This window comes from Streptomyces sp. 11x1, assembly GCF_032598905.1.
Classification (GTDB): domain Bacteria; phylum Actinomycetota; class Actinomycetes; order Streptomycetales; family Streptomycetaceae; genus Streptomyces.
Genome location: NZ_CP122458.1, coordinates 7937330 through 7959936, shown reverse-complemented (window position 1 = coordinate 7959936; position 22607 = coordinate 7937330). Strand labels below are relative to the sequence as shown.

Annotated in this window: 19 protein-coding genes; 13 read left to right on the top strand and 6 right to left on the bottom strand. The window is 71.9% G+C overall.

Annotation, left to right across the window (positions count from 1 at the left end; translation table 11 throughout):
- Positions 1-19: 19 nt before the first annotated feature.
- Complete coding sequence (locus P8T65_RS34910) at positions 20-820, bottom strand: PspA/IM30 family protein (RefSeq protein ID WP_060884980.1); 801 nt, start codon at positions 818-820, stop codon at positions 20-22.
- A gap of 313 nt (positions 821-1133) precedes the next feature.
- On the opposite strand from P8T65_RS34910, the gene P8T65_RS34905 reads away from it, so the two are divergent.
- Positions 1134-1763 carry a DUF3043 domain-containing protein gene (locus P8T65_RS34905; protein ID WP_230212140.1) on the top strand — a complete coding sequence of 210 codons (630 nt, stop codon included), beginning with the start codon at positions 1134-1136 and terminating at the stop codon, positions 1761-1763.
- Positions 1764-1843: 80 nt separating this feature from the next.
- Positions 1844-2557 (top strand): bifunctional 2-polyprenyl-6-hydroxyphenol methylase/3-demethylubiquinol 3-O-methyltransferase UbiG, encoded by a 714-nt coding sequence (locus P8T65_RS34900; protein ID WP_215457735.1) that lies wholly within the window; start codon positions 1844-1846, stop codon positions 2555-2557.
- 290 nt (positions 2558-2847) lie between these two features.
- On the opposite strand, the gene P8T65_RS34895 is transcribed toward P8T65_RS34900, so the two are convergent.
- Complete coding sequence (locus tag P8T65_RS34895) at positions 2848-3060, bottom strand: hypothetical protein (protein WP_033528198.1); 213 nt, start codon at positions 3058-3060, stop codon at positions 2848-2850.
- A gap of 344 nt (positions 3061-3404) precedes the next feature.
- Between P8T65_RS34895 and P8T65_RS34890 the strand changes: the two genes are divergently transcribed.
- Positions 3405-4607 carry a bifunctional adenosylcobinamide kinase/adenosylcobinamide-phosphate guanylyltransferase gene (locus P8T65_RS34890; RefSeq protein ID WP_316729160.1) on the top strand — a complete coding sequence of 401 codons (1203 nt, stop codon included), beginning with the start codon at positions 3405-3407 and terminating at the stop codon, positions 4605-4607.
- Here the strand turns inward: P8T65_RS34890 and P8T65_RS34885 are convergent.
- Positions 4596-5507: a class I SAM-dependent methyltransferase gene (locus P8T65_RS34885; RefSeq protein WP_316729159.1), complete on the bottom strand. Its 912-nt coding sequence runs from the start codon at positions 5505-5507 to the stop codon at positions 4596-4598. The two genes, P8T65_RS34890 and P8T65_RS34885, sit on opposite strands and share 12 nt — an antisense overlap.
- 163 nt (positions 5508-5670) lie before the next feature.
- Here P8T65_RS34885 and cobT point away from each other — a divergent pair, with 163 nt between their 5' ends.
- Together cobT and P8T65_RS34875 are read left to right on the top strand one after the other, a co-directional pair.
- Complete coding sequence (cobT, locus tag P8T65_RS34880; RefSeq protein ID WP_316729158.1) at positions 5671-6783, top strand: nicotinate-nucleotide--dimethylbenzimidazole phosphoribosyltransferase; 1113 nt, start codon at positions 5671-5673, stop codon at positions 6781-6783.
- A 282-nt stretch (positions 6784-7065) separates the two neighbouring features.
- Positions 7066-7770, top strand: a complete 705-nt coding sequence (locus tag P8T65_RS34875; protein ID WP_316729157.1) for a hypothetical protein — start codon at positions 7066-7068, stop codon at positions 7768-7770.
- Here P8T65_RS34875 and P8T65_RS34870 read toward each other — a convergent pair.
- The gene (locus P8T65_RS34870) at positions 7722-8477 is read right to left on the bottom strand and encodes a hypothetical protein (protein WP_316729156.1); all 756 of its coding nucleotides are present in this window, start codon (positions 8475-8477) and stop codon (positions 7722-7724) included. The two genes, P8T65_RS34875 and P8T65_RS34870, sit on opposite strands and share 49 nt — an antisense overlap.
- Before the next feature lie 70 nt (positions 8478-8547).
- Between P8T65_RS34870 and P8T65_RS34865 the strand changes: the two genes are divergently transcribed.
- Complete coding sequence (locus P8T65_RS34865) at positions 8548-9357, top strand: adenosylcobinamide-GDP ribazoletransferase (RefSeq protein ID WP_316729155.1); 810 nt, start codon at positions 8548-8550, stop codon at positions 9355-9357.
- Between the two features lie 24 nt (positions 9358-9381).
- On the opposite strand, the gene P8T65_RS34860 is transcribed toward P8T65_RS34865, so the two are convergent.
- Entirely contained in the window at positions 9382-10191 is an 810-nt protein-coding gene (locus P8T65_RS34860) for an endo alpha-1,4 polygalactosaminidase (RefSeq protein ID WP_316729154.1), read from the bottom strand.
- Positions 10192-11254: 1063 nt separating this feature from the next.
- Here P8T65_RS34860 and P8T65_RS34855 point away from each other — a divergent pair.
- From P8T65_RS34855 to P8T65_RS34825, 7 genes are all read left to right on the top strand, one after another.
- The gene (locus tag P8T65_RS34855) at positions 11255-12793 is read left to right on the top strand and encodes a leucyl aminopeptidase (RefSeq protein WP_316729153.1); all 1539 of its coding nucleotides are present in this window, start codon (positions 11255-11257) and stop codon (positions 12791-12793) included.
- A gap of 291 nt (positions 12794-13084) precedes the next feature.
- Positions 13085-14473, top strand: coding sequence for a dihydrolipoyl dehydrogenase (gene lpdA, locus P8T65_RS34850; protein WP_184895068.1), 1389 nt, complete (start codon positions 13085-13087; stop codon positions 14471-14473).
- 60 nt (positions 14474-14533) lie between these two features.
- On the top strand, positions 14534-16309 hold the full coding sequence (gene sucB / locus P8T65_RS34845; protein WP_316729152.1) for a 2-oxoglutarate dehydrogenase, E2 component, dihydrolipoamide succinyltransferase: 1776 nt from the start codon (positions 14534-14536) through the stop codon (positions 16307-16309).
- Positions 16310-16566: 257 nt separating this feature from the next.
- On the top strand, positions 16567-17208 hold the full coding sequence (locus tag P8T65_RS34840) for a GntR family transcriptional regulator (RefSeq protein ID WP_184895064.1): 642 nt from the start codon (positions 16567-16569) through the stop codon (positions 17206-17208).
- Positions 17209-17634: 426 nt separating this feature from the next.
- Positions 17635-20337, top strand: a complete 2703-nt coding sequence (aceE, locus tag P8T65_RS34835) for a pyruvate dehydrogenase (acetyl-transferring), homodimeric type (RefSeq protein ID WP_316729151.1) — start codon at positions 17635-17637, stop codon at positions 20335-20337.
- Between the two features lie 242 nt (positions 20338-20579).
- On the top strand, positions 20580-21596 hold the full coding sequence (locus P8T65_RS34830) for a WYL domain-containing protein (protein WP_316729150.1): 1017 nt from the start codon (positions 20580-20582) through the stop codon (positions 21594-21596).
- A gap of 61 nt (positions 21597-21657) precedes the next feature.
- Entirely contained in the window at positions 21658-22176 is a 519-nt protein-coding gene (locus tag P8T65_RS34825) for a DUF4240 domain-containing protein (protein WP_184898610.1), read from the top strand.
- A 25-nt stretch (positions 22177-22201) separates the two neighbouring features.
- On the opposite strand, the gene P8T65_RS34820 is transcribed toward P8T65_RS34825, so the two are convergent.
- The gene (locus tag P8T65_RS34820) at positions 22202-22501 is read right to left on the bottom strand and encodes a hypothetical protein (protein WP_316729149.1); all 300 of its coding nucleotides are present in this window, start codon (positions 22499-22501) and stop codon (positions 22202-22204) included.
- Positions 22502-22607: the final 106 nt, after the last annotated feature.

The window sequence follows — 22607 nt, the reverse complement described above, 5'->3', positions numbered from 1 at the left end:
CTCCGGGACGGGAGTCGCCTTACTTGTCGAAGCGCGGGGTGTCCTGGCGCTGGGACTGCTGCTGCGGCGCCGACTGGCCGGTGCCGCCCTCGATGGCCTGCTGCTGCGCGGACGGGCCGCCCGCCAGCTCCGCCTTCATACGCTGGAGCTCCAGCTCGACGTCCGTACCACCGGAGAGGCGGTCCAGCTCGGCCTGGATGTCGTCCTTGTGCATCCCGGACGGGTCGTCGAGCGCGCCGGAGGCCAGCAGTTCGTCGATGGCACCGGCCCGGGCCTGGAGCTGGGCCGTCTTGTCCTCGGCGCGCTGGATGGCGAGACCGACGTCGCCCATCTCCTCGGAGATGCCGGAGAACGCCTCGCCGATCCTGGTCTGGGCCTGGGCGGCGGTGTACGTGGCCTTGATCGTCTCCTTCTTGGTGCGGAACGCGTCGACCTTGGCCTGCAGGCGCTGCGCGGCCAGGGTGAGCTTCTCCTCCTCGCCCTGGAGCGTGGAGTGCTGCGTCTCCAGGTCCGTCACCTGCTGCTGGAGCGCGGCACGGCGCGAGAGCGCCTCGCGGGCCAGGTCCTCTCGGCCGAGCGCGAGCGCCTTGCGGCCCTGGTCCTCCAGCTTCGAGGACTGGGACTGGAGCTGGTTGAGCTGGAGCTCCAGGCGCTTGCGGGAGGTGGCGACGTCGGCCACGCCCCGGCGCACCTTCTGGAGCAGCTCCAGCTGCTTCTGATACGAGTAATCAAGGGTCTCGCGCGGGTCCTCGGCCCGGTCAAGGGCCTTGTTCGCCTTCGCGCGGAAGATCATCCCCATACGCTTCATGACACCGCTCATGGGCTTCGCGCGCCCCCTTCTGACGGACTCCAGCTCACAGGTCTGCGACAGAACCCACAGTACGGGCCCTGCATCCATTACCGCACTGTTCGGGGACGGATGCGGTCATCCCCAAGGACGACTGTGTGCGGCACCGCTCCGGCGTAGGGAGTAGGTGGCTCCCGGGGTTGCGTACGGGCCGCTCCCCGAAATACCTCAGCTCCGCTACGGGCGAACCGTCACCGCGCTCCCCCTTTTCCGAACTGTCGCCCCAGCTCTGTCTCCAGTACGGACGCCGGGTGTTGCCGGATCGTTCCCCACTCGGCTGGGGTCCATGCCCCGGCACCCCGTACCCTTGGGTTTTGTGTTCCGTAGCCGCGCCAAGAGCGAGAAGGAATCGGTCGCCGACAAGGCGCTGGTGACCGACTCCAAGCAGACCCGTGACCCGCAGGCCCCCAAGGGGCGCCCCACTCCGAAACGGAGTGTGGCCCAGGGGCAGCGCCGAAGCGTCGCCAATACGCCGACGACGCGCAAGGAGGCCGCCAAGCGCTCCCGCGACGAGCGCCGTGCCGCGATGGAGAAGCAGCGCCAGGCGCTGGCCACCGGTGACGAGCGCTATCTGCCGGCGCGGGACAAGGGCCCGGTCCGCCGGTTCGCCCGTGACTACGTGGACTCTCGGTTCCACATCGCGGAGTTCTTCCTGCCGCTGGCCGTGATCATCCTCGTGCTGAGCATGGTGCAGGTGCCGTCGCTGCAGAACATCGCGCTCCTGCTGTGGCTCTTCGTGATCGTGCTGATCGTGGTCGACTCGATCAGCCTCGGGTTCCGTCTGAAGAAGCAGCTGCGCGAGCGCTTCCCCGACGCGAACACCAAGGGCGCCGTGGCCTACGCCCTCATGCGCACGCTCCAGATGCGTCGCCTCCGGCTGCCCAAGCCGCAGGTCAAGCGCGGAGAGCGGCCCTGAGCACCACCCCTTTCTCACAAGGTGCCGCGCAGGCATGGCTGGACCGACTGGGCACCCTGCGTGAGGTCGTGCGACAGGAGCTGGTCTCGCGCCAGGTCGACGAGCAGATAGCGGGACGATTCCCGGTCGGGCAGCGGCTCCGGGTGCTCGACGTGGGCATGGGGCAGGGCACGCAGGCGCTGCGGCTGGCCCGGGCCGGACACGCGGTGACCGGCATCGAGCGCGAGTCGAAGCTGATCGCCGTGGCCCGGGAGGCGGTCGCCGCCGAGCCCGAGGGCATCCGAGGGCGGATGCGGATCGTCGAGGGCGACGGCCGGGACACGGGTGTGCACTTCCTGCCGGGCAGCTTCGACGTGGTGCTCTGTCACGGGGTGCTGATGTACGTCGAGGAGCCCGACGCCCTGCTGGCCGGGCTGGCGCGGATGCTGGCGCCGGGTGGGCTGCTGTCGCTGCTCGTCCGCAACGGGGACGCGCTCGCGATGCGGGCGGGGCTCGCCGGGGACTGGGCCGGGGCGCTGGCCGCGTTCGACACCACCGCGTACCGGAACCGGCTCGGGCTGGATGTGCGGGCGGATCGGTTGGAGACCTTGACGGACGCGCTCGCGGGGATCGGGGCGCCGTTGCACGCCTGGTACGGGGTGCGGGTGTTCACTGACCTCGCCGCGGACGACGCGGGACTGCCCGACGGGCAGGGGGACCTCGATGCGCTCCTCGCGGCGGAGGAGCGGGCCGGGCGGACGGATCCTTATCGCCAGGTGGCGGCGTTGCTGCACCTGTGCGGCGTGCGGGGCTGAGCCTTCTCGCCCCCGGCGCCCCTACCCGTCCCATCCTCAAGGGCCGCGCCCCTTCGACCCCCATCTGCCGGTCCGGTGGGGGCTGGTCGCGCAGTTCCCCGCGCCCCTTGAGGGCCTTCGGCCGCTCAAGGGCGAAAAGCACGGGGCGCAGCCCCTGCTTTTCAGGGGCTCGGGGAACTGCGCGAGAAGCCTCACCGGGCCCGCACCCGTGCACGAACCACACCCCCCGCCCCCCTTACACGGGGATCGGGGCGGAGCCCCGCACAGGACCCCGCCCCACCCGCGGAGCGCTACGCGTCCTGCGCGTGCAGGCTCATCGGCCCGTAGATCTCCGTCGTGTCCTCGAAGAGACGGACCTGGTCGGCGCCACCCTCCAGCAGCGCTTTCCAGTGCTCGCCGATCCACGACTCGGCATCCCCCTGGGTCGTGAACTCCTCGGGCTGGACCGCGGGCTGGACCTCCGTCCCGTCGGCCTTCTCGAACCGCCACGTCCATGCCGCCATGTGAGCCTCCGTAAGTACCGGCCCGGCACCGCACCCGGCACCGAGCAAGATCCGGTTCCCCCTGAGCCTAGGGCCTGTCCGTCGGATCATGTCCCAGACGCGGGGTCCGGCACGCACGTCTGCCGCGTGTCGTCGGTCTCCGCCACTCTCGGCTTCGTTCGAGCGGGAGGGGCCCCCATCGCTCCGCGTCGACTACCTCCTCCGCCTTGCAGCCGCACGCACCGGACCACGCTCACCGGCGGTCATGAGGCGCCACGGCCCCCTGTGACCTGATCCGACGGGCAGACCCTGGTCGGACGCGCAAGATCTGCGAGTACTCATCGGGACGCGGGAAAATCGCCTACGTGGAACTGACATTGCTCGGCACCGGCGCCCCCGCGGGGCTGCCCCGCCCCGACTGTCCGTGTGCGGTGTGCGCGACCGCGCTCGGTGTGGCCGCGCGCGGGGCGACCGCGCTGCTCGTGGACGGCACACTGCTGCTCGACCTCACTCCGGGCGCCGCCCTCGCGGCCGCGCGCGCCGGGCGCACGCTCACCGGAGTGCGGCAGGTCCTGCTGTCGCACCCGCACGACGGGCCCGCCGTGGAGGTGCCGACGGGGTTGCCGCAACCCGTGCGGGTGCCGGACGGGCGGGAGCTGGCGCTGCTGAGCGGACACCGGGTGCGGGCACGGGCCCTGGACTCGCCCGGGACCGGGTACGCGGTGACCGGTCCGGGCGGCCAGCGGCTGCTGTATCTGCCGCCGGGGGCCGCGCCCGCCGGTGTGGAGGAGCCGTCGGAGCCGTACGACATGGTGCTCCTCGACGTGCTGGGGCGGCCGGACGCGCTGGCCCGGCTGCGGGCGGCGGGGGCGGTGGGCCCGACGACCGATGTCGTGGCCGTGCACATCGACCACGACGTGCCGGCGGACGGCGAGTTGCCGCGCCGGCTCGCGGCGGCGGGCGCGCGCACCGTGCCGGACGGGACGACGCTGGTGGTGGGCGCCTACGAGGACGTCCCCGATGTGCCGCGGCGCACGCTGGTGCTCGGCGGGGCGCGGTCCGGGAAGTCGGTGGAGGCCGAGCGGCGGCTGGAGGCGTTCCCGGACGTCCTGTACGTGGCCACCGGCGGACTGCGGGGCGGTGACGGGGAGTGGGCCGAGCGGGTCGCCGCGCACCGCGAGCGGCGGCCCGGTTCCTGGCGCACGGTCGAGACCTGCGACCTCGTCCCGCTGCTGAAGGACGACGACGGGGCGCCGCTGCTCCTCGACTGTCTCTCGCTGTGGCTGACGGACGCCATGGACGCGGTGGGGGCGTGGGACGACGCGGAGTGGGCCGGGGGCGGGGAGCGCGCACTCCGGGCGCGTGTCACCGAGCTCACCGAGGCCGTGCGGCACACGCGCCGCACACTGGTCGCCGTCTCCAACGAGGTCGGCTCCGGCATCGTCCCCGCCACCGCTTCCGGCCGCCGCTACCGCGATGAACTCGGCCGTCTGAACGCGGCCTTCGCGCAGGAGTGCGAACACGTGCTGCTGGTGGTGGCGGGGCGGGCGCTGCCGCTACGGGGCTGAGGGATCCGCCCGTTCGACCATCGGCGCCCGGGGGGCTGCGGGGGCGGCCGGCGGTGTGGCGCGGCGCGCGAGGATGCGGTGCGCGCGGGGCGGGAGGGGGGTGCACGGGCGGGCCGTGAGGACCTCGAAGCCCAGGGAGCGCAGTTCGGCGAGCAGGTTGCGCAGGGGCACGAGGTGCAGGGGGCGGGGGCGGTCGCACGGCTTCCACAGGCGTCGGTTCCTGGCGGGCAGCGGCCCCAACGGGCGGGCCGGATCCGGGACTTCGAGCAGCAGCAGGCCGCCGGGGCGCAGCACGGCGCGGGCGGCACGGAGCTCCTCGCGGGGATCGGCGGTGTGTTCGAGGTGGTGGAGCATGCTCACCACGTCGTAGCGGGCGCGCAGTAGCGTGGTGATCTCGGGGTCGGTGAGCAGGCCCCGGTACGCCTCCTCCACGCGCCCCGCCTCCCAGGCCCGGTCGACGCGCGGGGTCGGGTCGAGACCGTCGAAGGAGGTGTACGGGTGGATCGCATGCGCGGTCTCCGGGAAGTGGCCGTGTCCGGTGCCGACGTCGAGCCAGCTCTCCGGTTCGGGATACCTCAGCAGCGCGCGGGCGGCACCCCGCAGGTGCCGGCGGCGGCGCCGCCCGAGGGGGTGCGTGCCGAACTCGTCCTCGGCGGCGTGCTGGTGGTACCGCAGCAGCAGCCCGTCCGTCGTGAGCCGGGGGTTCTGGAAGGCGTGCGCGCAGTCCCGGCACTCGTCCACCACGAACGTGCCCGGCGTACGCCGCCGCCCCTCCGGCGCGCGCAACCGCGTACGCAACTGCCGCGAGCCGCACCAGGGGCAGTCCTCCCGGCGCGGTTCGTGGAAGGGGTCGACTCCCGGCGCGAGTGGGCCGGGCTCCGGCCGCGGGGTGGGGGACATGGCGGCTCCTGTGGGCGACGTAGAGACATTCGCCCCAAAAAGGTACGTACGTGAGCCCCGTTCCCGGTGCAATGACGTGCCGTTGGCGCGGTGGGACGTACATGCGTCGCGGGGTCATGGTGTGGCGCGGTCGTGTTCGATCCCTGCCGGTACTGTTCGGCGAATGAGCTCGCTTAATCTCGACGACTTCACCGATCTGATCGAGCGCCCCGACGGTGGGGTGCGCCGCGACGCCGAGGCGCGTCGGGAGAGGCAGATCGTGCCGCCCGGGGCGCTGGGCCGCCTCGACGAACTGGGTGAGTGGCTGGCGGCGGCGCAGTCGGCCGTGCCGGTGCGGCCGATCGAACGGCCCCGGGTGCTGCTGTTCGCGGGCGACCACGGGATCGCCGAACTCGGCGTCTCCGCGCGGGCCGCGGGCACGGCGGTGGAGCTGGTGCGGGGCGTCCTGGACGGCAGCAGCCCGGTGGCGGTGCTGGCCCGGCAGCTCGACGTACCCGTCCGTGTGGTGGACCTCGCGCTGGACTGCGACCCGGAGGCGTTGCCCGTCGAGGTCGTACGGCATCGGGTGCGGCGCGGGTCCGGGCGTATCGACGTCGAGGACGCGCTGACGGCTCAGGAGGCGGAGGCCGCGTTCCGGGTGGGCGTCGCCCTCGCGGACGAGGAGGCGGACTCCGGGACCGACCTCGTCGTCCTCGGTGATGTGAGTGTCGGGGGAACCACGGCGGCGGCGGTCCTCGTCGCCGGGCTGTGCGGGACCGATGCGTCGGTCGTGACCGGGCGCGGTGGGCGGGCGATCGACGATCTGGCGTGGATGCGCAAGTGCGCGGCCGTACGGGACTCCCTGCGGCGGGCCCGGCCGGTGCTCGGGGACCAGTTGCAGTTGCTGGCGACCGTGGGTGGGGCGGATCTCGCCGCCATGACCGGGTTCCTGCTGCAGAGCGCGGTGCGCAAGACGCCGGTGATCCTGGACGGGGTGGTGTCGGCGGCGTGCGCGCTGGTCGCCCAGCGGGTCGCGTTCCGGGCGCCGGACTGGTGGCTGGCCGGGCAGGGCAGCGGGGAGCCGGCGCAGGCCAAGGCGCTGGACCGGATGGCGATCGAGCCGCTGCTCGACCACGGGGTGAAGGTCGGCGAGGGGGCGGGCGCGCTGCTGGCGCTGCCTCTGGTGCGGGCGGCGGCGGTGTTGGCGGCGGAGCTGCCTGAGCGGGAGGCCGGCGGGGTGGTGGGGCCGGGGAAGGCCGAGGAGAAGAACGTCGCGGAGGAGTACGACGCGACGTAGGTGGCCTCGGGGGTTGCGTTGTCGGGTGCGGGTGCGTGGGGCTTCTCGCGCAGTTCCCCGCGCCCCTGAAAAGCAGGGGCTGCGCCCCGTGCTCTTCAGGCCCGCCGCCGGTCGCCCTTCAGGACCGCGGAGACCTGATCATTTAGGGGCGCGGGGAACTGCGCGAGAAGCCCCGCCGGAGCCGCACCCGACAACGCACCCCACAGGAACCCGACGAGATCAGCATCACTCCGACCCCGCTCAACTTCACACTCCCCCGTCCTGTCTTCTGACGGCGTGAGGGTGAAGCAGACGCGTACGGGCAGGGCCACCCGCTGGGCCCGCGCAGAGTGGGGGCTCCTGTACGCCGCCGTGCGCCCGCCCCTGGCCCGCCGTCGGCTGCGCGCGATCTGGATGACGGTCACGGCCGTCTGTCTCGCGGCCGTCGTCCACGTCACGCACCAGCAGTCCTGGGGCTACCGGTTCGTCGAGAACGTCGGCGCCGTACGGGCGGAGGACCCGCTCTGGACGGCCCTGGCGCGCACCCCGCTCTCCCTGTTCGTACCGGCGCTGGACCTGCCGGTGTGGGGCGCGCTGGCGCAGATCCTGATCGTGTTCGGTATCGCGGAGATCTGTCTGGGACGGCTGCGGACCCTCGCGGTCGCGTACCTGGCCACGCTGGCCGGCACGTTGTACGCGCGCGTGGGCGTCGCGCTCGGTCCGGACGTCCCCCTATTGGGGCTGCCCGCGTCGGACGCGCAGGTCGTGGACACCGGCCCGTCGGCGGCCGTGGTCGGGCTCGCCGTGTACGCGGGCTGGCGGTACCGGGCGTATGTCACGGCGGGCACGGTGGTCGTGGCGATGGCAGTCGAGGTGCTGGTGAAGGAGAACCTCGCGGGCAAGGAGCATCTGGCGGCCATCGCGGCGGTCCTGGTGGTCTGCGCGGCGCAGGCAGTCCGTCAGTGGCGCTCGGGGGTCGCGTCCGGGGTGCCGCCGATCCAGTCCTGAAAGCGGCGGCTGGGGCCCGCCCAGCGGCGGTCGTGGCGGTAGGCGCGCTTCCAGGCGCGGGCGCGGGCGCGCGGTCTGCGGCGGTAGAAGCGGCGGGCCCAGGCGGATGTGGGGCGGGCCAGCCGGACGGCTCCGACGACGGCGACGATCGGGATGATCACGCCGAAGATGGCGGTGCGGGCCTTGCCCTTGGCGAGGGCGATCAGGGCGACGAGGAAGTTCGTCCCCATGCTGACCATGACGGCTCCCCGGTCCTGGAGTTCCTCCTCGCTGAGGTCGTTGACGCCGAAGGGCAGGAAGCCGACCAGCATCAGCCCCACCAGGGCGGCCGTCAGCACGACCATCTCGACGCTCTTGCGGCCGGCCTCGCTCCAGTACACGTCGTCGAGGTGCAGGATCAGCGCGAACTCGTCCAGCACCAGACCCGCGCCCATGCCGAACAGCACGGCGGAGATCAGCGCGCCGAGACCGTGCCCGTCGCTGGCCACCGCGCCGAAGCCGCCGGCGATGGTGAGGAGGACTCCGGGGACGACGTGGTGGATGTGGACGCCACCGCTGCCGCTGATGTTGCGGAACGGCCCCTTGCCGGCGCGGATGAGCCGGGTGACGACCCGGGTGATCAGGAACGTCAGGATGAACGCGGCGAGCGCGAACAGCAGCGGCAGTTTGCCCGGCTCGATGACGTTCCGCTCCCACCAGTAACCCATATGCGAACTCTATCCAGTACTGCTCCCGGGCGCCGCCGAGCCGGTCCACCGCGACGGGTAGCCTGCGCCGGTGTCCACGACCCCCGAGCCCCCTGCCCCGTCCCGTCCGACGCCCGCCGACGGCCTGCGGTTCGCCTTCGGCACCCTCACTGTGCTGCCGGTGACCGTGCGCCGCTGGGACCGTGAGGCGGCGCGCGCCGGGATGCTGTGCGCGCCCGTCGCCGGGCTGGTCGTCGGCCTGGGCGCGGCCCTGCTCGGCGGCCTTCTGCTGTTCCTGGGGGCCGGGCCGCTGCTCGCCGCCGTGGCCTCCGTCGCCGTACCGGCCGCCCTCACCCGGGGCCTGCACCTGGACGGGCTCGCCGACACCGCCGACGGCCTCGGCAGCGGCAGGCCCGCCGAGGACGCCCTGCGGATCATGAAGCAGTCGGACATCGGGCCGTTCGGTGTCGTCACCCTCGTCCTCGTCCTGCTGGCCCAGGTCGCCGCGCTCACCGAGGCGTACGGCGAGTCCTGGGCGCTGGGCGCGCTCGCGGCGGTGGTCGGCGCGACCGCCGCCCGGCTGGCCCTGACCCTGGCCGCGCGGGCCGGGGTGCCCGCCGCCCGGCCGGAGGGGCTGGGGGCGGCGGTGGCCGGGGTGGTGCCGGTGCGCGGCGCGCTGCTCGTGGCCGCGTTGACCGGGTGCGTGGCGGCGGGCACGGGCGCGTTGCTCGGGCCGTACGACATCGGCCGTACGGTCCTCGCGGTCGTCCTCGCCTGTGCGGCCGCCGAGGTGCTCCTGCGGCACTGCGTCCGGCGGTTCGGGGGCGTCACCGGTGATGTGTTCGGCGGTCTCGCGGAGACGGCGACGACGGCGGCGCTGGTGGTCTTCACCCTCGGCTGAGCTCCCTGCCCCTCCTGCCAGGGGTCAGCAGGCCTTCCGCCACACCCCCAGCTCCCACTTCTTCAGCAGCGAGCTCAGCTCCAAGCGGCGGGCCTCGGGGCAGAAGTCGCCCGTCTCCATCTCGTACTCGACGTGGAAGACGGCCTTGTCCGCCTCGATGAACGGGGTGAGGTCCTCGCACTCCTCGAACTGGGCGCACTGTTCGTTGACCGCGAAGTCGAAGTCGTCGACGAGTTCGGGTATCTGGTCGAGGTCGTTCTTCAAGCCGACCGCGAGGCCCCGTTCATGGGCGAGACGGGCGACGAGGCGGTTGTAGCGGAGCTGGTCGGCGGCCGTGAGGGGGAAGCTGGTGTCGTTGCGGTAGCCGTCCATGTTGTCGGGCTCGACCGCGTCGAAGCCCTTCTCCGCGCACATGTCGATACGGGCGGCCATCAGCGGTTCGAGGACGTCGGTGGCGCGGATGTCGAGCCAGCGTTCGCCCTCCCAGCCGTTGCCCTTGCCTATCACCGCCTTCGGGAAGTCGCCGGCGTCCGGACGCCAGTCCTCCCAGGCCCCGGTGGAGAGGTAGCAGATGACCTTGCGGCCGTCGTCGTGCAGCTCGGCGACGGTGTCGGCCGACTGGTCGAAGCCGTCGATGTCGTACACGGGGACGTCGACGGAGGTGTCCAGGCGCCCGCTGAGCTGCCACTGCCACTCGGTGCCCGGCTCCGGTCGCCAGCGGGCGGTCTCGCCCGTCGCCCGTCCGGTGCCGGGCCGGTCGTCGGAGGCGCTCGTGCACCCCGCCATCAGCAGGAGGAGGGGCAGCAGGGCGCTGCGGGCGAGGACGCGACTCATCGTGGGGGCTCCAAGGCGTGCGGCAACGTACCGTTGCTGAGACCGTAGTCGGGTCTCAGCGCTCCGGGCATTTCGGCCCGGAAGGCCCGTCTCATCACCAGAGCGTCAGGGGCTCGGCATGAGTACGGTCTCTCGTTTCTGTCTGCCGCTGGTGCGGCAGGGTTGTGCCACCTGCCCGCCCCGTACCGGCCTTGCGGCGGGTACGGGGTGGTGCGGGTCTTCTGGTCGGCTCCACGAGGCTTCGGCACCGCCGGGGCGGTGTCCTGGTCTCCGGCCACTCCGGTACCAGTTACTGCGGAAGATCGCAGAGACGGCCGGAGCGGGCTCAGCGACCAGCCACGTTCCGGACGGCGCCTGGCGGGCCGGAACGGGCATCTTCCCGTCCCTCACCCATCGAGACGTGACGTCGATGCCCGGCGGCACCCCGTGCACCAGATGGCACACCGCGCCCCGAGCCCTCCGCGGTTGAGGGCGAGGGTGTCGGCGCCGGCGCCCCGGACGGCTGCGGCGAGCCGTCGTTGGTGCTCGAACTCGCTTGGTTCGGAGGCCACTTGGTCGATGCTGTGCACCATGTTCGCCCTTTCCCCGAGAAGTTCCCCCGGGGCCGGACTGAACGGCCGCACCGAGGGGAAGCTGTGGAAACGATGCAGACCGATGAGATGAGTTGATCACTCACCGGCGGGACGAGTCTCACCCAGGTCAGGCCACACGAGGGCACGAAAATGACCATGAAGCCACATAGGGGTGAACGCCCGCAGGGATGATCGAAATCGGGCTCCGACGCTACGCGCGAAGACGGTCGCCACCACGCGCGAGGACCATGGACGCGCGCCCCGCGCAGCCGCGATAAGGGATCCCCCTATCCCTCAGCCATGGGGATCTCCCTGCACGTCCGGGAGGCAAAGTCGGGGAGGCTGGTCGCAGCGGACGCCATACGAACGGCGCGGCGCAACCGGCCGACGCTCCAGGTCCGATGGGCCGAACAAGGGCCTAGGCTCGTTCCCGGCACGTCGACCCATCCGTTCGGCCACCGAAACTCAATCGGAAGCGAGATTTCACCACCGTGACTGCTCTCACTCTCAGCACCGCCACCGCGTCGGGCCTCCGGGTCGACGCGCTCGTGGTCGGTGTCGCGAAGGGCCCTGCATCCCGGTCCGGGGACCTGGTCGTAGCGCCGGGTGCCGAGGCCGTGGACCAGGCGTACGACGGCAAGCTGGCCGGCCTCCTGGAGACCCTCGGCGCCGCGGGCGCCGAGGGCGAGGTGACCAAGCTGCCCGCGCCGTCCGGCTTCAAGGCTCCGCTCGTGGTGGCGGTGGGCCTGGGCACGGTGCCCGAGAAGGACGGCTCGTTCGACGCGGAGACGCTGCGCCGCGCGGCCGGTGCCGCGGCCCGTGCCCTGACCGGCACGAAGAAGGCCGCGTTCGCGCTGCCCGTGGTCGACGCCGCCGCCGTGGCCGCCGTCGCCGAGGGTGCGCTGCTCGGCGCGTACTCCTTCGACGCCTACAAGGAACAGGGCAAGGACGCGAAGGCGAAGAACGGCAAGGCGCCGCTCGCCGATGTCGTCCTGCTCGGCGCGAAGCCTCGCGACAAGGCCCACAAGGCGGCCGTCGAGCGCGCGGTCGCGGTGACCGAGGAGCTGAACCGCGCCCGCGACCTCATCAACACCCCGCCGAACGACCTCGACCCCGAGGCCTTCGCCGCCGTCGCGCAGACCGCGGCCAAGGAGCACGGCATCAAGGTGACCGTCCTCGACGAGAAGGCGCTCGCCAAGGGCGGCTACGGCGGCATTCTCGGCGTCGGCGCCGGCTCGGCTGCCACGCCCCGGCTGGTGCAGCTGTCGTACACCAGCTCCAAGGCGAAGAAGCACCTGGCGTTCGTCGGCAAGGGCATCACGTACGACTCGGGCGGTATCTCGCTCAAGCCCGCCGGGCACAACGAGACGATGAAGTGCGACATGAGCGGTGCCGCCGCCGTGTTCGCCGCGGTCGTCGCCGCCGCCCGGCTCAAGCTGGAGGTCAACGTCACGGGCTGGCTCGCCCTCGCCGAGAACATGCCGTCCGGCTCCGCCACCCGCCCGGGTGACGTGCTGCGCATGTACAGCGGCAAGACGGTGGAGGTGCTGAACACCGACGCCGAGGGCCGCCTGGTCCTGGCCGACGCGCTCGCCAAGGCGTCCGAGGACAAGCCGGACGCGATCGTCGACGTGGCGACGCTGACCGGGGCGATGATGCTGGCGCTGGGCAACCGGACCTTCGGGATCATGGCCAACGACGACGCGTTCCGCTCCGCGGTGCACGAGGCCGCCGAGGAGTCCGGCGAGCCGGCGTGGCCGATGCCGCTGCCGGACCACCTGCGCAAGGGCATGGACTCGCCGACCGCCGACATCGCGAACATGGGCGAGCGGTACGGCGGCGGCCTGGTCGCCGGGCTGTTCCTGAGGGAGTTCGTGGGCGAGGGCATCACCTGGGCGCACCTGGACATCGCGGGGCCGGCGTTCAACGAGGGCGGGCCGTTCGGGTACACGCCGAAGGGCGGGACCGGGACCGCCGTGCGGACGCTGGTGCGGCTGGCCGAGCGGGCCGCCTCCGGCGACCTGGGGTGATGTCCGCCTAGGAGCTCGATCCGGTCGGCAGTACGGCGAGTGCGGGGGCGTGGGGGCTGGTCGCGCAGTTCCCCGCGCCCCTGAAGGGCGCGCTGCCCCACTCCTCCTTCTCAAGTGAGCGTGTGGTGTCTCACACCCCGGCCCGGCGTCTCGTTCGCCCGCGACAAGTGCGAAGATGGGGCTCGGCAGGACAGGGCCCCCACCACAGGGCCGAAGAAGAGCGGCCGGACACCAGCCGCCGCGCGGGTCTCGGACGACCGGCGTACGGCGCACATGCATGGAGGACGTGACGTGGCGAACGACGCCAGCACCGTTTTCGACCTAGTGATCCTCGGCGGTGGTAGCGGTGGTTACGCCGCGGCCCTGCGCGGGGCTCAGCTGGGCCTGGACGTCGCCCTGATCGAGAAGGACAAGGTCGGCGGCACCTGCCTGCACCGGGGATGCATTCCCACGAAGGCCCTGCTCCACGCGGGCGAGATCGCCGACCAGGCCCGCGAGAGCGAGCAGTTCGGTGTGAAGGCCACCTTCGAGGGCATCGACATCGCCGGTGTGCACAAGTACAAGGACGGCGTGATCTCCGGCCTCTACAAGGGTCTGCAGGGTCTCGTCGCCTCCCGCAAGGTCACCTACATCGAGGGTGAGGGCCGTCTGTCCTCCCCGACCTCCGTCGATGTGAACGGCCGCCGCGTCCAGGGCCGTCACGTCCTGCTGGCGACCGGCTCCGTGCCGAAGTCGCTGCCGGGCCTGGAGATCGACGGCAACCGCATCATCTCCTCGGACCACGCTCTCGTCCTGGACCGCGTGCCCAAGTCCGCGATCATCCTGGGCGGCGGCGTCATCGGCGTCGAGTTCGCCTCCGCGTGGAAGTCCTTCGGCTCCGAGGTCACCGTCATCGAGGGCCTGAAGCACCTCGTCCCGGTCGAGGACGAGAACAGCTCGAAGCTTCTTGAGCGCGCCTTCCGCAAGCGCGGCATCAAGTTCAACCTGGGCACCTTCTTCTCGAAGGCCGAGTACACCCAGGACGGTGTCAAGGTCACCCTCGCCGACGGCAAGGAGTTCGAGGCCGAGGTCCTGCTCGTCGCCGTCGGCCGTGGCCCGGTCTCCGCCGGTCTCGGCTACGAGGAGCAGGGCGTCGCCATGGACCGCGGCTATGTCCTGGTCGACGAGTACATGCGCACGAACGTCCCGACCATCTCCGCCGTCGGTGACCTGGTCCCGACGCTCCAGCTCGCGCACGTCGGCTTCGCCGAGGGCATCCTGGTGGCGGAGCGTCTGGCCGGCCTGAAGACCGTTCCGATCGACTACGACGGTGTCCCCCGGGTGACGTACTGCCACCCCGAGGTCGCCTCCGTCGGCATCACCGAGGCCAAGGCCAAGGAGATCTACGGTGCGGACAAGGTCGTCGCTCTGAAGTACAACCTCGCGGGCAACGGCAAGAGCAAGATCCTGAACACCTCGGGCGAGATCAAGCTCGTCCAGGTCAAGGACGGTGCCGTGGTCGGCGTCCACATGGTCGGCGACCGCATGGGCGAGCAGGTGGGCGAGGCCCAGCTGATCTACAACTGGGAAGCCCTCCCCGCGGAGGTCGCCCAGCTGATCCACGCCCACCCGACGCAGAGCGAGGCGCTCGGCGAGGCCCACCTGGCTCTCGCGGGCAAGCCGCTGCACTCGCACGACTGACCCCTCGGTCGACGAAGCGACGATCCAGACTTCCGCAATCGTTAAGGAGCAACAGAAACCATGGCGGTTTCCGTAACCCTTCCGGCGCTCGGCGAGAGCGTCACCGAGGGCACTGTCACCCGCTGGCTGAAGGCCGAGGGTGAGCGCGTAGAGGCCGACGAGCCGCTGCTCGAGGTCTCGACCGACAAGGTCGACACCGAGATCCCCTCCCCCGCCGCAGGCATCCTCGCCTCCATCAAGGTCGCCGAGGACGAGACCGTCGAGGTCGGCGCCGAGCTGGCGCTGATCGACGACGGCACGGGCGCGCCCGCCGCCGTCCCCGCTCCGGCCGCCGAGGAGGCCCCGGCGCCGGCCCCCGAGCCCGCCGCGGCCCAGCCCTCCACCGAGCAGGAGGCCCCCGCTCCGGCCCCGACCGCCGAGGCGGCCACCGGCGGCGGCTCCGCCGAGGGCACCGACGTGGTCCTCCCGGCGCTCGGCGAGTCCGTCACCGAGGGCACCGTCACCCGCTGGCTGAAGGAGGTCGGCGACTCCGTCGAGGCCGACGAGCCGCTGCTCGAGGTCTCCACGGACAAGGTCGACACCGAGATCCCGGCGCCCACCTCCGGCGTGCTGCTGGAGATCACGGTCGCCGAGGACGAGACCGCCGAGGTCGGCGCCAAGCTGGCCGTCATCGGCGCCCCTGGTGCCGCTCCGGCGGCTGCCCCGGCCCCGGCACCGGCACCCGCCGCCGCTGCCCCGGCGCCGGCCGCCCCGGCGCCCGCCCCCGCCGCTCCGGCTCCGGCACCCGCGCCGGCCGCCCCGGCACCGGCACCCGCCGCCGCTGCTCCGGCCGCTCCGGCTCCCGCCCCGGCCCCGGCAGCCGCCCCGGCGGCGCCTGCGTCCGCCGCCACCAAGGCCACCGACGAGGGCGCCTACGTCACCCCGCTGGTGCGCAAGCTCGCCGCCGAGAACGGTGTCGACCTGGGCTCCGTCAAGGGCACCGGCGTCGGCGGTCGTATCCGCAAGCAGGACGTCATCACCGCCGCCGAGGCCGCGAAGGCCGCCGCTGCCCCGGCTCCGGCCGCCGCAGCCCCGGTCGCCGCCGCGAAGAAGGCGCCCTCCCTGGAGGCGTCCCCCCTCCGTGGCCAGACCGTCAAGATGCCGCGCATCCGCAAGGTCATCGGCGACAACATGGTCAAGGCGCTGCACGAGCAGGCGCAGCTGTCGTCGGTCGTCGAGGTCGATGTCACGCGTCTGATGAAGCTGCGCGCCCGCGCGAAGGACTCCTTCGCGGCGCGCGAGGGCGTCAAGCTCTCCCCGATGCCGTTCTTCGTCAAGGCCGCCGCCCAGGCGCTGAAGGCGCACGCGCCCATCAACGCCAAGATCAACGAGGCCGAGGGCACGATCACCTACTTCGACACCGAGAACATCGGTATCGCGGTGGACTCCGAGAAGGGCCTGATGACCCCGGTCATCAAGCACGCCGGTGACCTCAACATCGCCGGTATCGCCAAGGCCACGGCGGAGCTGGCCGGCAAGGTCCGCGCCAACAAGATCACGCCCGACGAGCTGTCCGGCGCGACCTTCACGATCTCCAACACGGGTTCGCGCGGCGCGCTCTTCGACACGATCATCGTGCCGCCGGGCCAGGTCGCGATCCTCGGCATCGGTGCCACGGTCAAGCGCCCGGCCGTCCTGGAGACGGAGGAGGGCACGGTCATCGCCGTCCGCGACATGACCTACCTGACCCTCTCCTACGACCACCGTCTGGTCGACGGCGCCGACGCTGCCCGTTACCTGACGGCCGTCAAGGCGATCCTGGAGGCGGGCGAGTTCGAGGTCGAGCTCGGTCTGTAGCCCCTGGGTGCACGCGTGACGACGGTGCCCCGTCCGGAGTTCTCCGGGCGGGGCACCGCTGTGTTCGCGCCGCGCCCCTGACGAGGCCCTTGAGCCTGGCCGGTACGGGTCTTTACAAATCGGTCCTCGGTGGGACCGTGTAAGTCTCGTCTCACCTGCGCGAAAGCACCCCCGTGAGCCTCTCCCTCGAACGGCCACGGCTTTATTGTCTAGAGGTCAACGCCCTTGGGGCTCTGTCCCCCGCCGAAGGAGCCCGCATGACCACCGCGCCCGTCGTCCACTCGCTGCGCGAACAGATCCGCGAGCACATCGTGGAGGGGATCGTGAGCGGACGGTGGAAGCCGGGTGAGCGGATCGTGGAGCGGCGGATCGCGACGGAGCTGGAGGTCAGCCAGACTCCCGTGCGGGAGGCACTGCGCGAGCTGGAGTCGCTGCGGTTGATCGAATCCGCGCCGAACAAGGGCGTCCGGGTGCGGAACCTGACGGCGGCCGACCTGGAGGAGAGCTACCCGGTGCGGGCGGGCCTGGAGGCGATCGCGGCGGAGCTGGCGGCGGAGCGGCTGGCGGAGGACTGCTCGGCGCTGGAGCCGCACGTGGCCGCGCTGTACGAGGCCGACCGGAACGCCGACGGTACGTCCCAGGTGCGGCACACGGTGGCGTTCCACCGCGAGCTGGTGCGGGCGGCGGGCAACTCGGTGCTGCTGCACACGTGGGAGGGGCTCGGGATCGAGGTCTTCACGGCGCTGTCGATCCGGTGGCTGGGGACGGTCCAGCAGTCGTACGCCGAGGAGCACGAGGAGTTGGTGGCCGCGTTCCGTCGCCGGGATCCGCGGATCGCGGACCTGGTCAAGGCCCACGTGTTGGGCTGCGCCCCGCACACGGACGACGATCCGGCGTAGCGGTGGGGTGCGCTATCGGCTGCGGGTGAGTGGGGGCTGGTCGCGCAGTTCCCCGCGCCCCTTGGTCACCCGGGCTCACCCCATGCTTTCAAGGGGTGCGGGGATCTGCGCGAGAAGCCCTACGCACCCGCAGCCGCCAACGCGCCGCAACCCACCCACCCCCTGAGCGAACCCCCGCTCAAACGCCGCCCCACCTGCACAAACCCGGGATCACCAAGGCACCCGGTGTCGTTGCCGAAGGCACCCCGTGCCGACTTTCTCGTGATCAAGATATTTTGCCCGCAACCCTTTGATCGATCATCGATCAGCGGGTTACAGTCGCCGACGGGCTTCCACCGAAGCCCCAGCCCTGTCCTGCCAAAGACCAAGGGCACCCCCGAACCCTTACCGATGAGGGAACCCCCTTCGACTGAGGAAGGCGGCGCAATGACCGACTCCCACGCCATCCAGCCGAGCGCGCTCGACCAGCTCCCCGACCGCGACCCGGAGGAGACCGCCGAATGGCAGGCCTCGCTGGACGCCGTCACCAAGGCGGCCGGCCCGCACCGCGCGGCCTACCTGATGCGCCGCACCCTGGAGCGTGCGGAGGGCAACGGCATCGCGCTGCCCAAGCTGCTCGAGACGGACTACGTCAACACCATCCCCACCGCCGCCGAGCCGGGCATCCCCGGTGACGAGGCGATGGAGCGCCGTATCACCGCGTGGAACCGCTGGAACGCGGCCGCGATGGTCACCCGTGGCTCCAAGTACGGCGTCGGCGGCCACATCGCCACCTTCGCCTCCGCCGCCTGGCTCTACGAGACGGGCTTCAACCACTTCTTCAAGGGCAAGGAGGCCGATGGCTCGGGCGACCAGCTCTACATCCAGGGCCACGCCTCCCCCGGTATCTACGCCCGCGCCTTCCTCGACGGCCGGCTGAACGAGTCCCACCTGGACAACTTCCGCCGTGAGTCGGGCGGCGAGGGCCTCCCGTCGTACCCGCACCCGCGCCGGCTGCCCTGGCTGTGGGAGTTCCCGACGGTGAGCATGGGCCTCGGCCCGCTCTCCGCCATCTACCAGGCGCGCTTCAACCGCTATCTCACCAGCCGCGGCGTCAAGGACGTCTCGAACTCCCACGTCTGGGCGTTCCTCGGCGACGGCGAGATGGACGAGCCCGAGTCCACGGCGGCCCTCGCCCTGGCCTCCCGTGAGGGCCTGGACAACCTCACCTTCGTCATCAACTGCAACCTGCAGCGCCTCGACGGCCCGGTCCGCGCGAACTTCAAGATCGTGCAGGAGCTGGAGGCCCAGTTCCGCGGCGCCGGCTGGAACGTCGTCAAGACGCTCTGGGGCTCGGCCTGGGACGAGCTGTTCCAGCTGGACACCACCGGCGCGCTCGTACGCCGTCTGCGCGAGGTCCCCGACGCCCAGGTGCAGACTTACCAGACCCGTGACGCCGCCTACATCCGCCAGGACTTCTTCGGCAAGGACCCGGCGCTCGTCGAGATGGCGAAGCTGCTGAGCGACGACAAGATCCTGGAGTGCTTCCACCTCTCGCGCGGCGGTCACGAGGCGCGCAAGGTGTACGCCGCCTACAAGGCCGCCGTCGAGTTCGAGGGCGCGCCGACCGTCATCCTGGCGCAGACCGTCAAGGGCTTCACCCTCGGCGAGGGCTTCGCGTCGAAGAACGCCAACCACCAGATGAAGAAGCTGTCGACGGACGAGTTCAAGCAGATGCGTGATCTGCTCGAACTCCCCATCAAGGACAGCGACTTCGTCGACGGTGTCGTACCCTACGGCCACCCGGGCGCCGACTCCCCCGAAGTCCGCTACCTCCAGGAGCGCCGCGCGGCCCTCGGCGGCCCGGCGCCCGCCCGCCGTACGCACGCCCTGGCGCCCCTCCCGGCCGCCGCCGACAAGACCTTCGCCTCCTTCGACAAGGGCTCAGGCTCACAGAACGTGGCGACGACCATGGCCTTCGTCCGGCTCGTCAAGGACCTGGTCCGCGACAAGCAGACCGGCCGCCGCTGGGTGCCCATCGTCCCCGACGAGGCCCGCACCTTCGGTATGGAGTCGCTCTTCCCGTCCCTCGGGATCTACTCCCCCAAGGGCCAGACGTACGAGCCGGTCGACCGTGACCAGCTGATGTACTACAAGGAGGCCAAGGACGGACAGATCCTCAATGAGGGGATCACCGAGGCCGGTTCCATGGCCGACTTCATCGCCGCTTCGACGTCGTACGCGACGCACGGCGAGGCGATGATCCCGTTCTACATCTTCTACTCGATGTTCGGCTGGCAGCGGACCGCCGACCAGATGTGGCAGCTCGGCGACCAGCTCGGCCGCGGCTTCCTCGTCGGCGCGACGGCCGGCCGCACGACCCTGACGGGCGAGGGCCTGCAGCACGCCGACGGCCACTCCCCGGTGATCGCGGCGACCAACCCGGCGGCGCTGACGTACGACCCGGCGTTCGCCTACGAGGTCGCGGCGATCGTCAAGGACGGTCTGCGACGGATGTACGGCGAGGCCCGGCCGGGCGAGGACCCGAACGTCTTCTACTACCTGACCGTCTACAACGAGCCGCTGCCGCAGCCCGCGAAGCCGGCCGTGGCGGGCGTGGACGAGGGCATCGTCAAGGGCCTGTACCGCTTCAACACGGCCGAGTCGGCGGGGCTCTCCCCGGTGGCGAACGCGCCGCGCCTGCAGCTGCTCGGCTCCGGTACGGCGATCCACTGGGCCCTGGAGGCGCAGAAGCTGCTCGCGGAGGAGTGGGGGGTGGCGGCCGACGTCTGGTCCGCGACGTCCTGGAGCGAGCTGCGGCGGGACGCGCTGGAGGCCGACGCGGCGCTGCTGCGCGGGGAGGAGCGGGTGCCGTTCCTGCGGCAGGCGCTGCAGGGGGCCGAGGGGCCGGTGCTGGCCGTCTCGGACTACATGCGGCAGGTCCCGGACCAGATCGCACAGTGGGTGGAGCAGGACTACTCGTCGCTCGGGGCGGACGGGTTCGGCATCTCCGACACCCGGGAGGCCGCGCGGCGCCACTTCGGCGTCGACGCCCAGTCCGTCGTCGTCGCGGCGCTCGCGCAACTCGCGCGGCGTGGTGAGGTGAAGGCGACGGCAGTCAAGGAAGCCCGGGAGCGGTACGGGCTGTAGGGGCGGCGCCTCACAGCTCGGGGGCGCGGGTTCGTCGGCGAGTGCCGCCCGGTGGGGGTTGCTCGCGCAGTTCCCCGCGCCCCTGAAGGATGAAGAGCACGGGGCGCGGCCCCTGCTTTTCAGGGGCGCGGGGAACTGCGCGAGAAGCCCCCACGCACCCGCACCCGCACCCGCACCCGCACCCGAACAGCGCACCCGACAACACACCCCCTTTTGTCACCCCGGCCCGGCATCATGGCCCCATGCGTGCTGCCCGGCTGATCAAGATGGTGTTGCTGCTTCAGTCCCGGCCCTCCATGACCGCCGCCGAACTCGCGCGGGAACTGGAGGTGTCGGAGCGGACGGTGACCAGGGACGCCCAGGCGCTGTCGGAGGCGGGCGTCCCGGTCTACGCGGACCGGGGCCGGGCCGGCGGATACCGGCTGATCGGCGGGTACCGGACGCGGCTGACGGGGCTGGCCCGCACGGAGGCCGAGGCGTTGTTCCTCAGCGGTGTGCCGGGCGCGCTGCGGGAGATGGGCCTGGAGGACGCCGCCTCCGCCGCCCGGCTGAAGGTGTCGGCCGCACTCCTCCCCTCCCTCCGCGACGCCTCCCGCACGGCCTCCCAGCGGTTCCACCTCGACGCACCGAGCTGGTTCAAGGAGCCGAAGACCCCCGAGCTGCTGCCCACCGTGGCGGACGCGGTCTGGGACGACCGCCGGATCGTCGCGCGGTACCGCAAGGGGCACACCGAGGTCGAGCGCGGCCTGGAACCGTACGGTCTCGTGCTCAAGGCCGGCGTCTGGTACCTGTGCGCCAGGGTCCCCGACGCGGGCGCCCCTTCCGGCCCGGGCACCCGGCCGGGTCCGGGGGTCTTCCGTACCTACCGCATCGACCGCTTCACCGGCGTCGACACCGGCGACGACCGCTTCACCCGTGACGAGGAGTTCGATCTCCCGGCCCACTGGGACGAGCAGGCGGAACGATTCGCCCGGTCGATCCTGCGCGCCGAGGTCGTCGTACGGCTGTCGGCGGAGGGGGTGCGGAGGCTGCCGTACGTCGTGGACCCCGTGTCGGCCCGGGACGCGCTGAGTGCCGTGGCCGACGCCCCCGACGAGCACGGCCGGGTGACCGTCGCCCTCCGCGTGGAGTCGGAGGAGGTGGCGCACACCCAGCTCACCGCGCTCGGAGCGGAGGTCGAGGTGCTGGCTCCCGAGGGGCTGCGAGAGCGCTTCGCGGAGGACGCGCGCCGGCTCGCCGGGCTGTACGAGGCATTGTGAGGCAAGAAAGGGTCGTTCTCCACGTGCGTCCCACCCTCCCAGGCACGATGCTGGACCAGTGATGGACGAGACGGAGTTCTGGGAGTTGGTGGACACGGCCCGGGAGGACGCCGAGGGCGATCCCGAGGACCAGGCCGACCTGCTCGTGGAACGGCTCGGCCTGCTGGACCCGGAGGCGGTGCTGGACTTCGCCCGGCACTTCGAGTCCCGCTACAACCGCGCCTACACCTGGGACCTTTGGGCCGCCGCCACGGTGCTGCTGGGCGGTGCCAGTGACGACGCGTTCGACTACTTCCGGTGCTGGCTGATCGGCCAGGGCCGGGAGGTCTTCGAGGGGGCGGTGCACGACCCGGACGCGCTCGCCGATCTGCTGGACGACTTCGACGAGGAGATCGACGGGGACGGCGAGGAGCTGGGGTACGCCGCGGACGAGGCGTACGAGCAGCTCACCGGTGTGGTCGCCCCGGACCTCGGCATCCCGCCCCCGCCCGGCGAACCCGAGGGCACGCCGCTCGACTTCGAGGACGAGTCCGCACTCGCGGAACGCCTCCCCAAGCTCTGGGAGCGTTTCCGGGCGTAGGTCGCGGCACCGGGGAACGGCGGGTTCAGGCGCGCAGGCCTCGGTTCGTCGGGCGCGGCAGGTAGACGTGCTGCTCGGTGGTGTACGGCCCGCCGTGGTGGCGCCGCTCCTTGCCCGGGGCCGGGTGTGCGGGGGCCGAGGCCCCGTGCAGGGGCGCCGAGTTGGCGCGCTCCAGCGCGGACGCGGTGACGGCGGACGGGCCGAGCACGACGACGGCGGTCGCGCAGGCCACCGTCCACGGGCTCCGCAGGGCCGAGGACCAGGACGTCCTCGGCGCGCGGGACGTGTGCTTCGTACGGCTCTGCTTCGTACGGCTGCTGATCATTTTCCCCACCTCCGGTCGGCGTGACACGACGAAGGTAGGGCGCGGATCTTGGAGAACTCTGTGAGCCGGCGGCGCGCTGTCTGTGAACGGTGAACGGATGAACGGT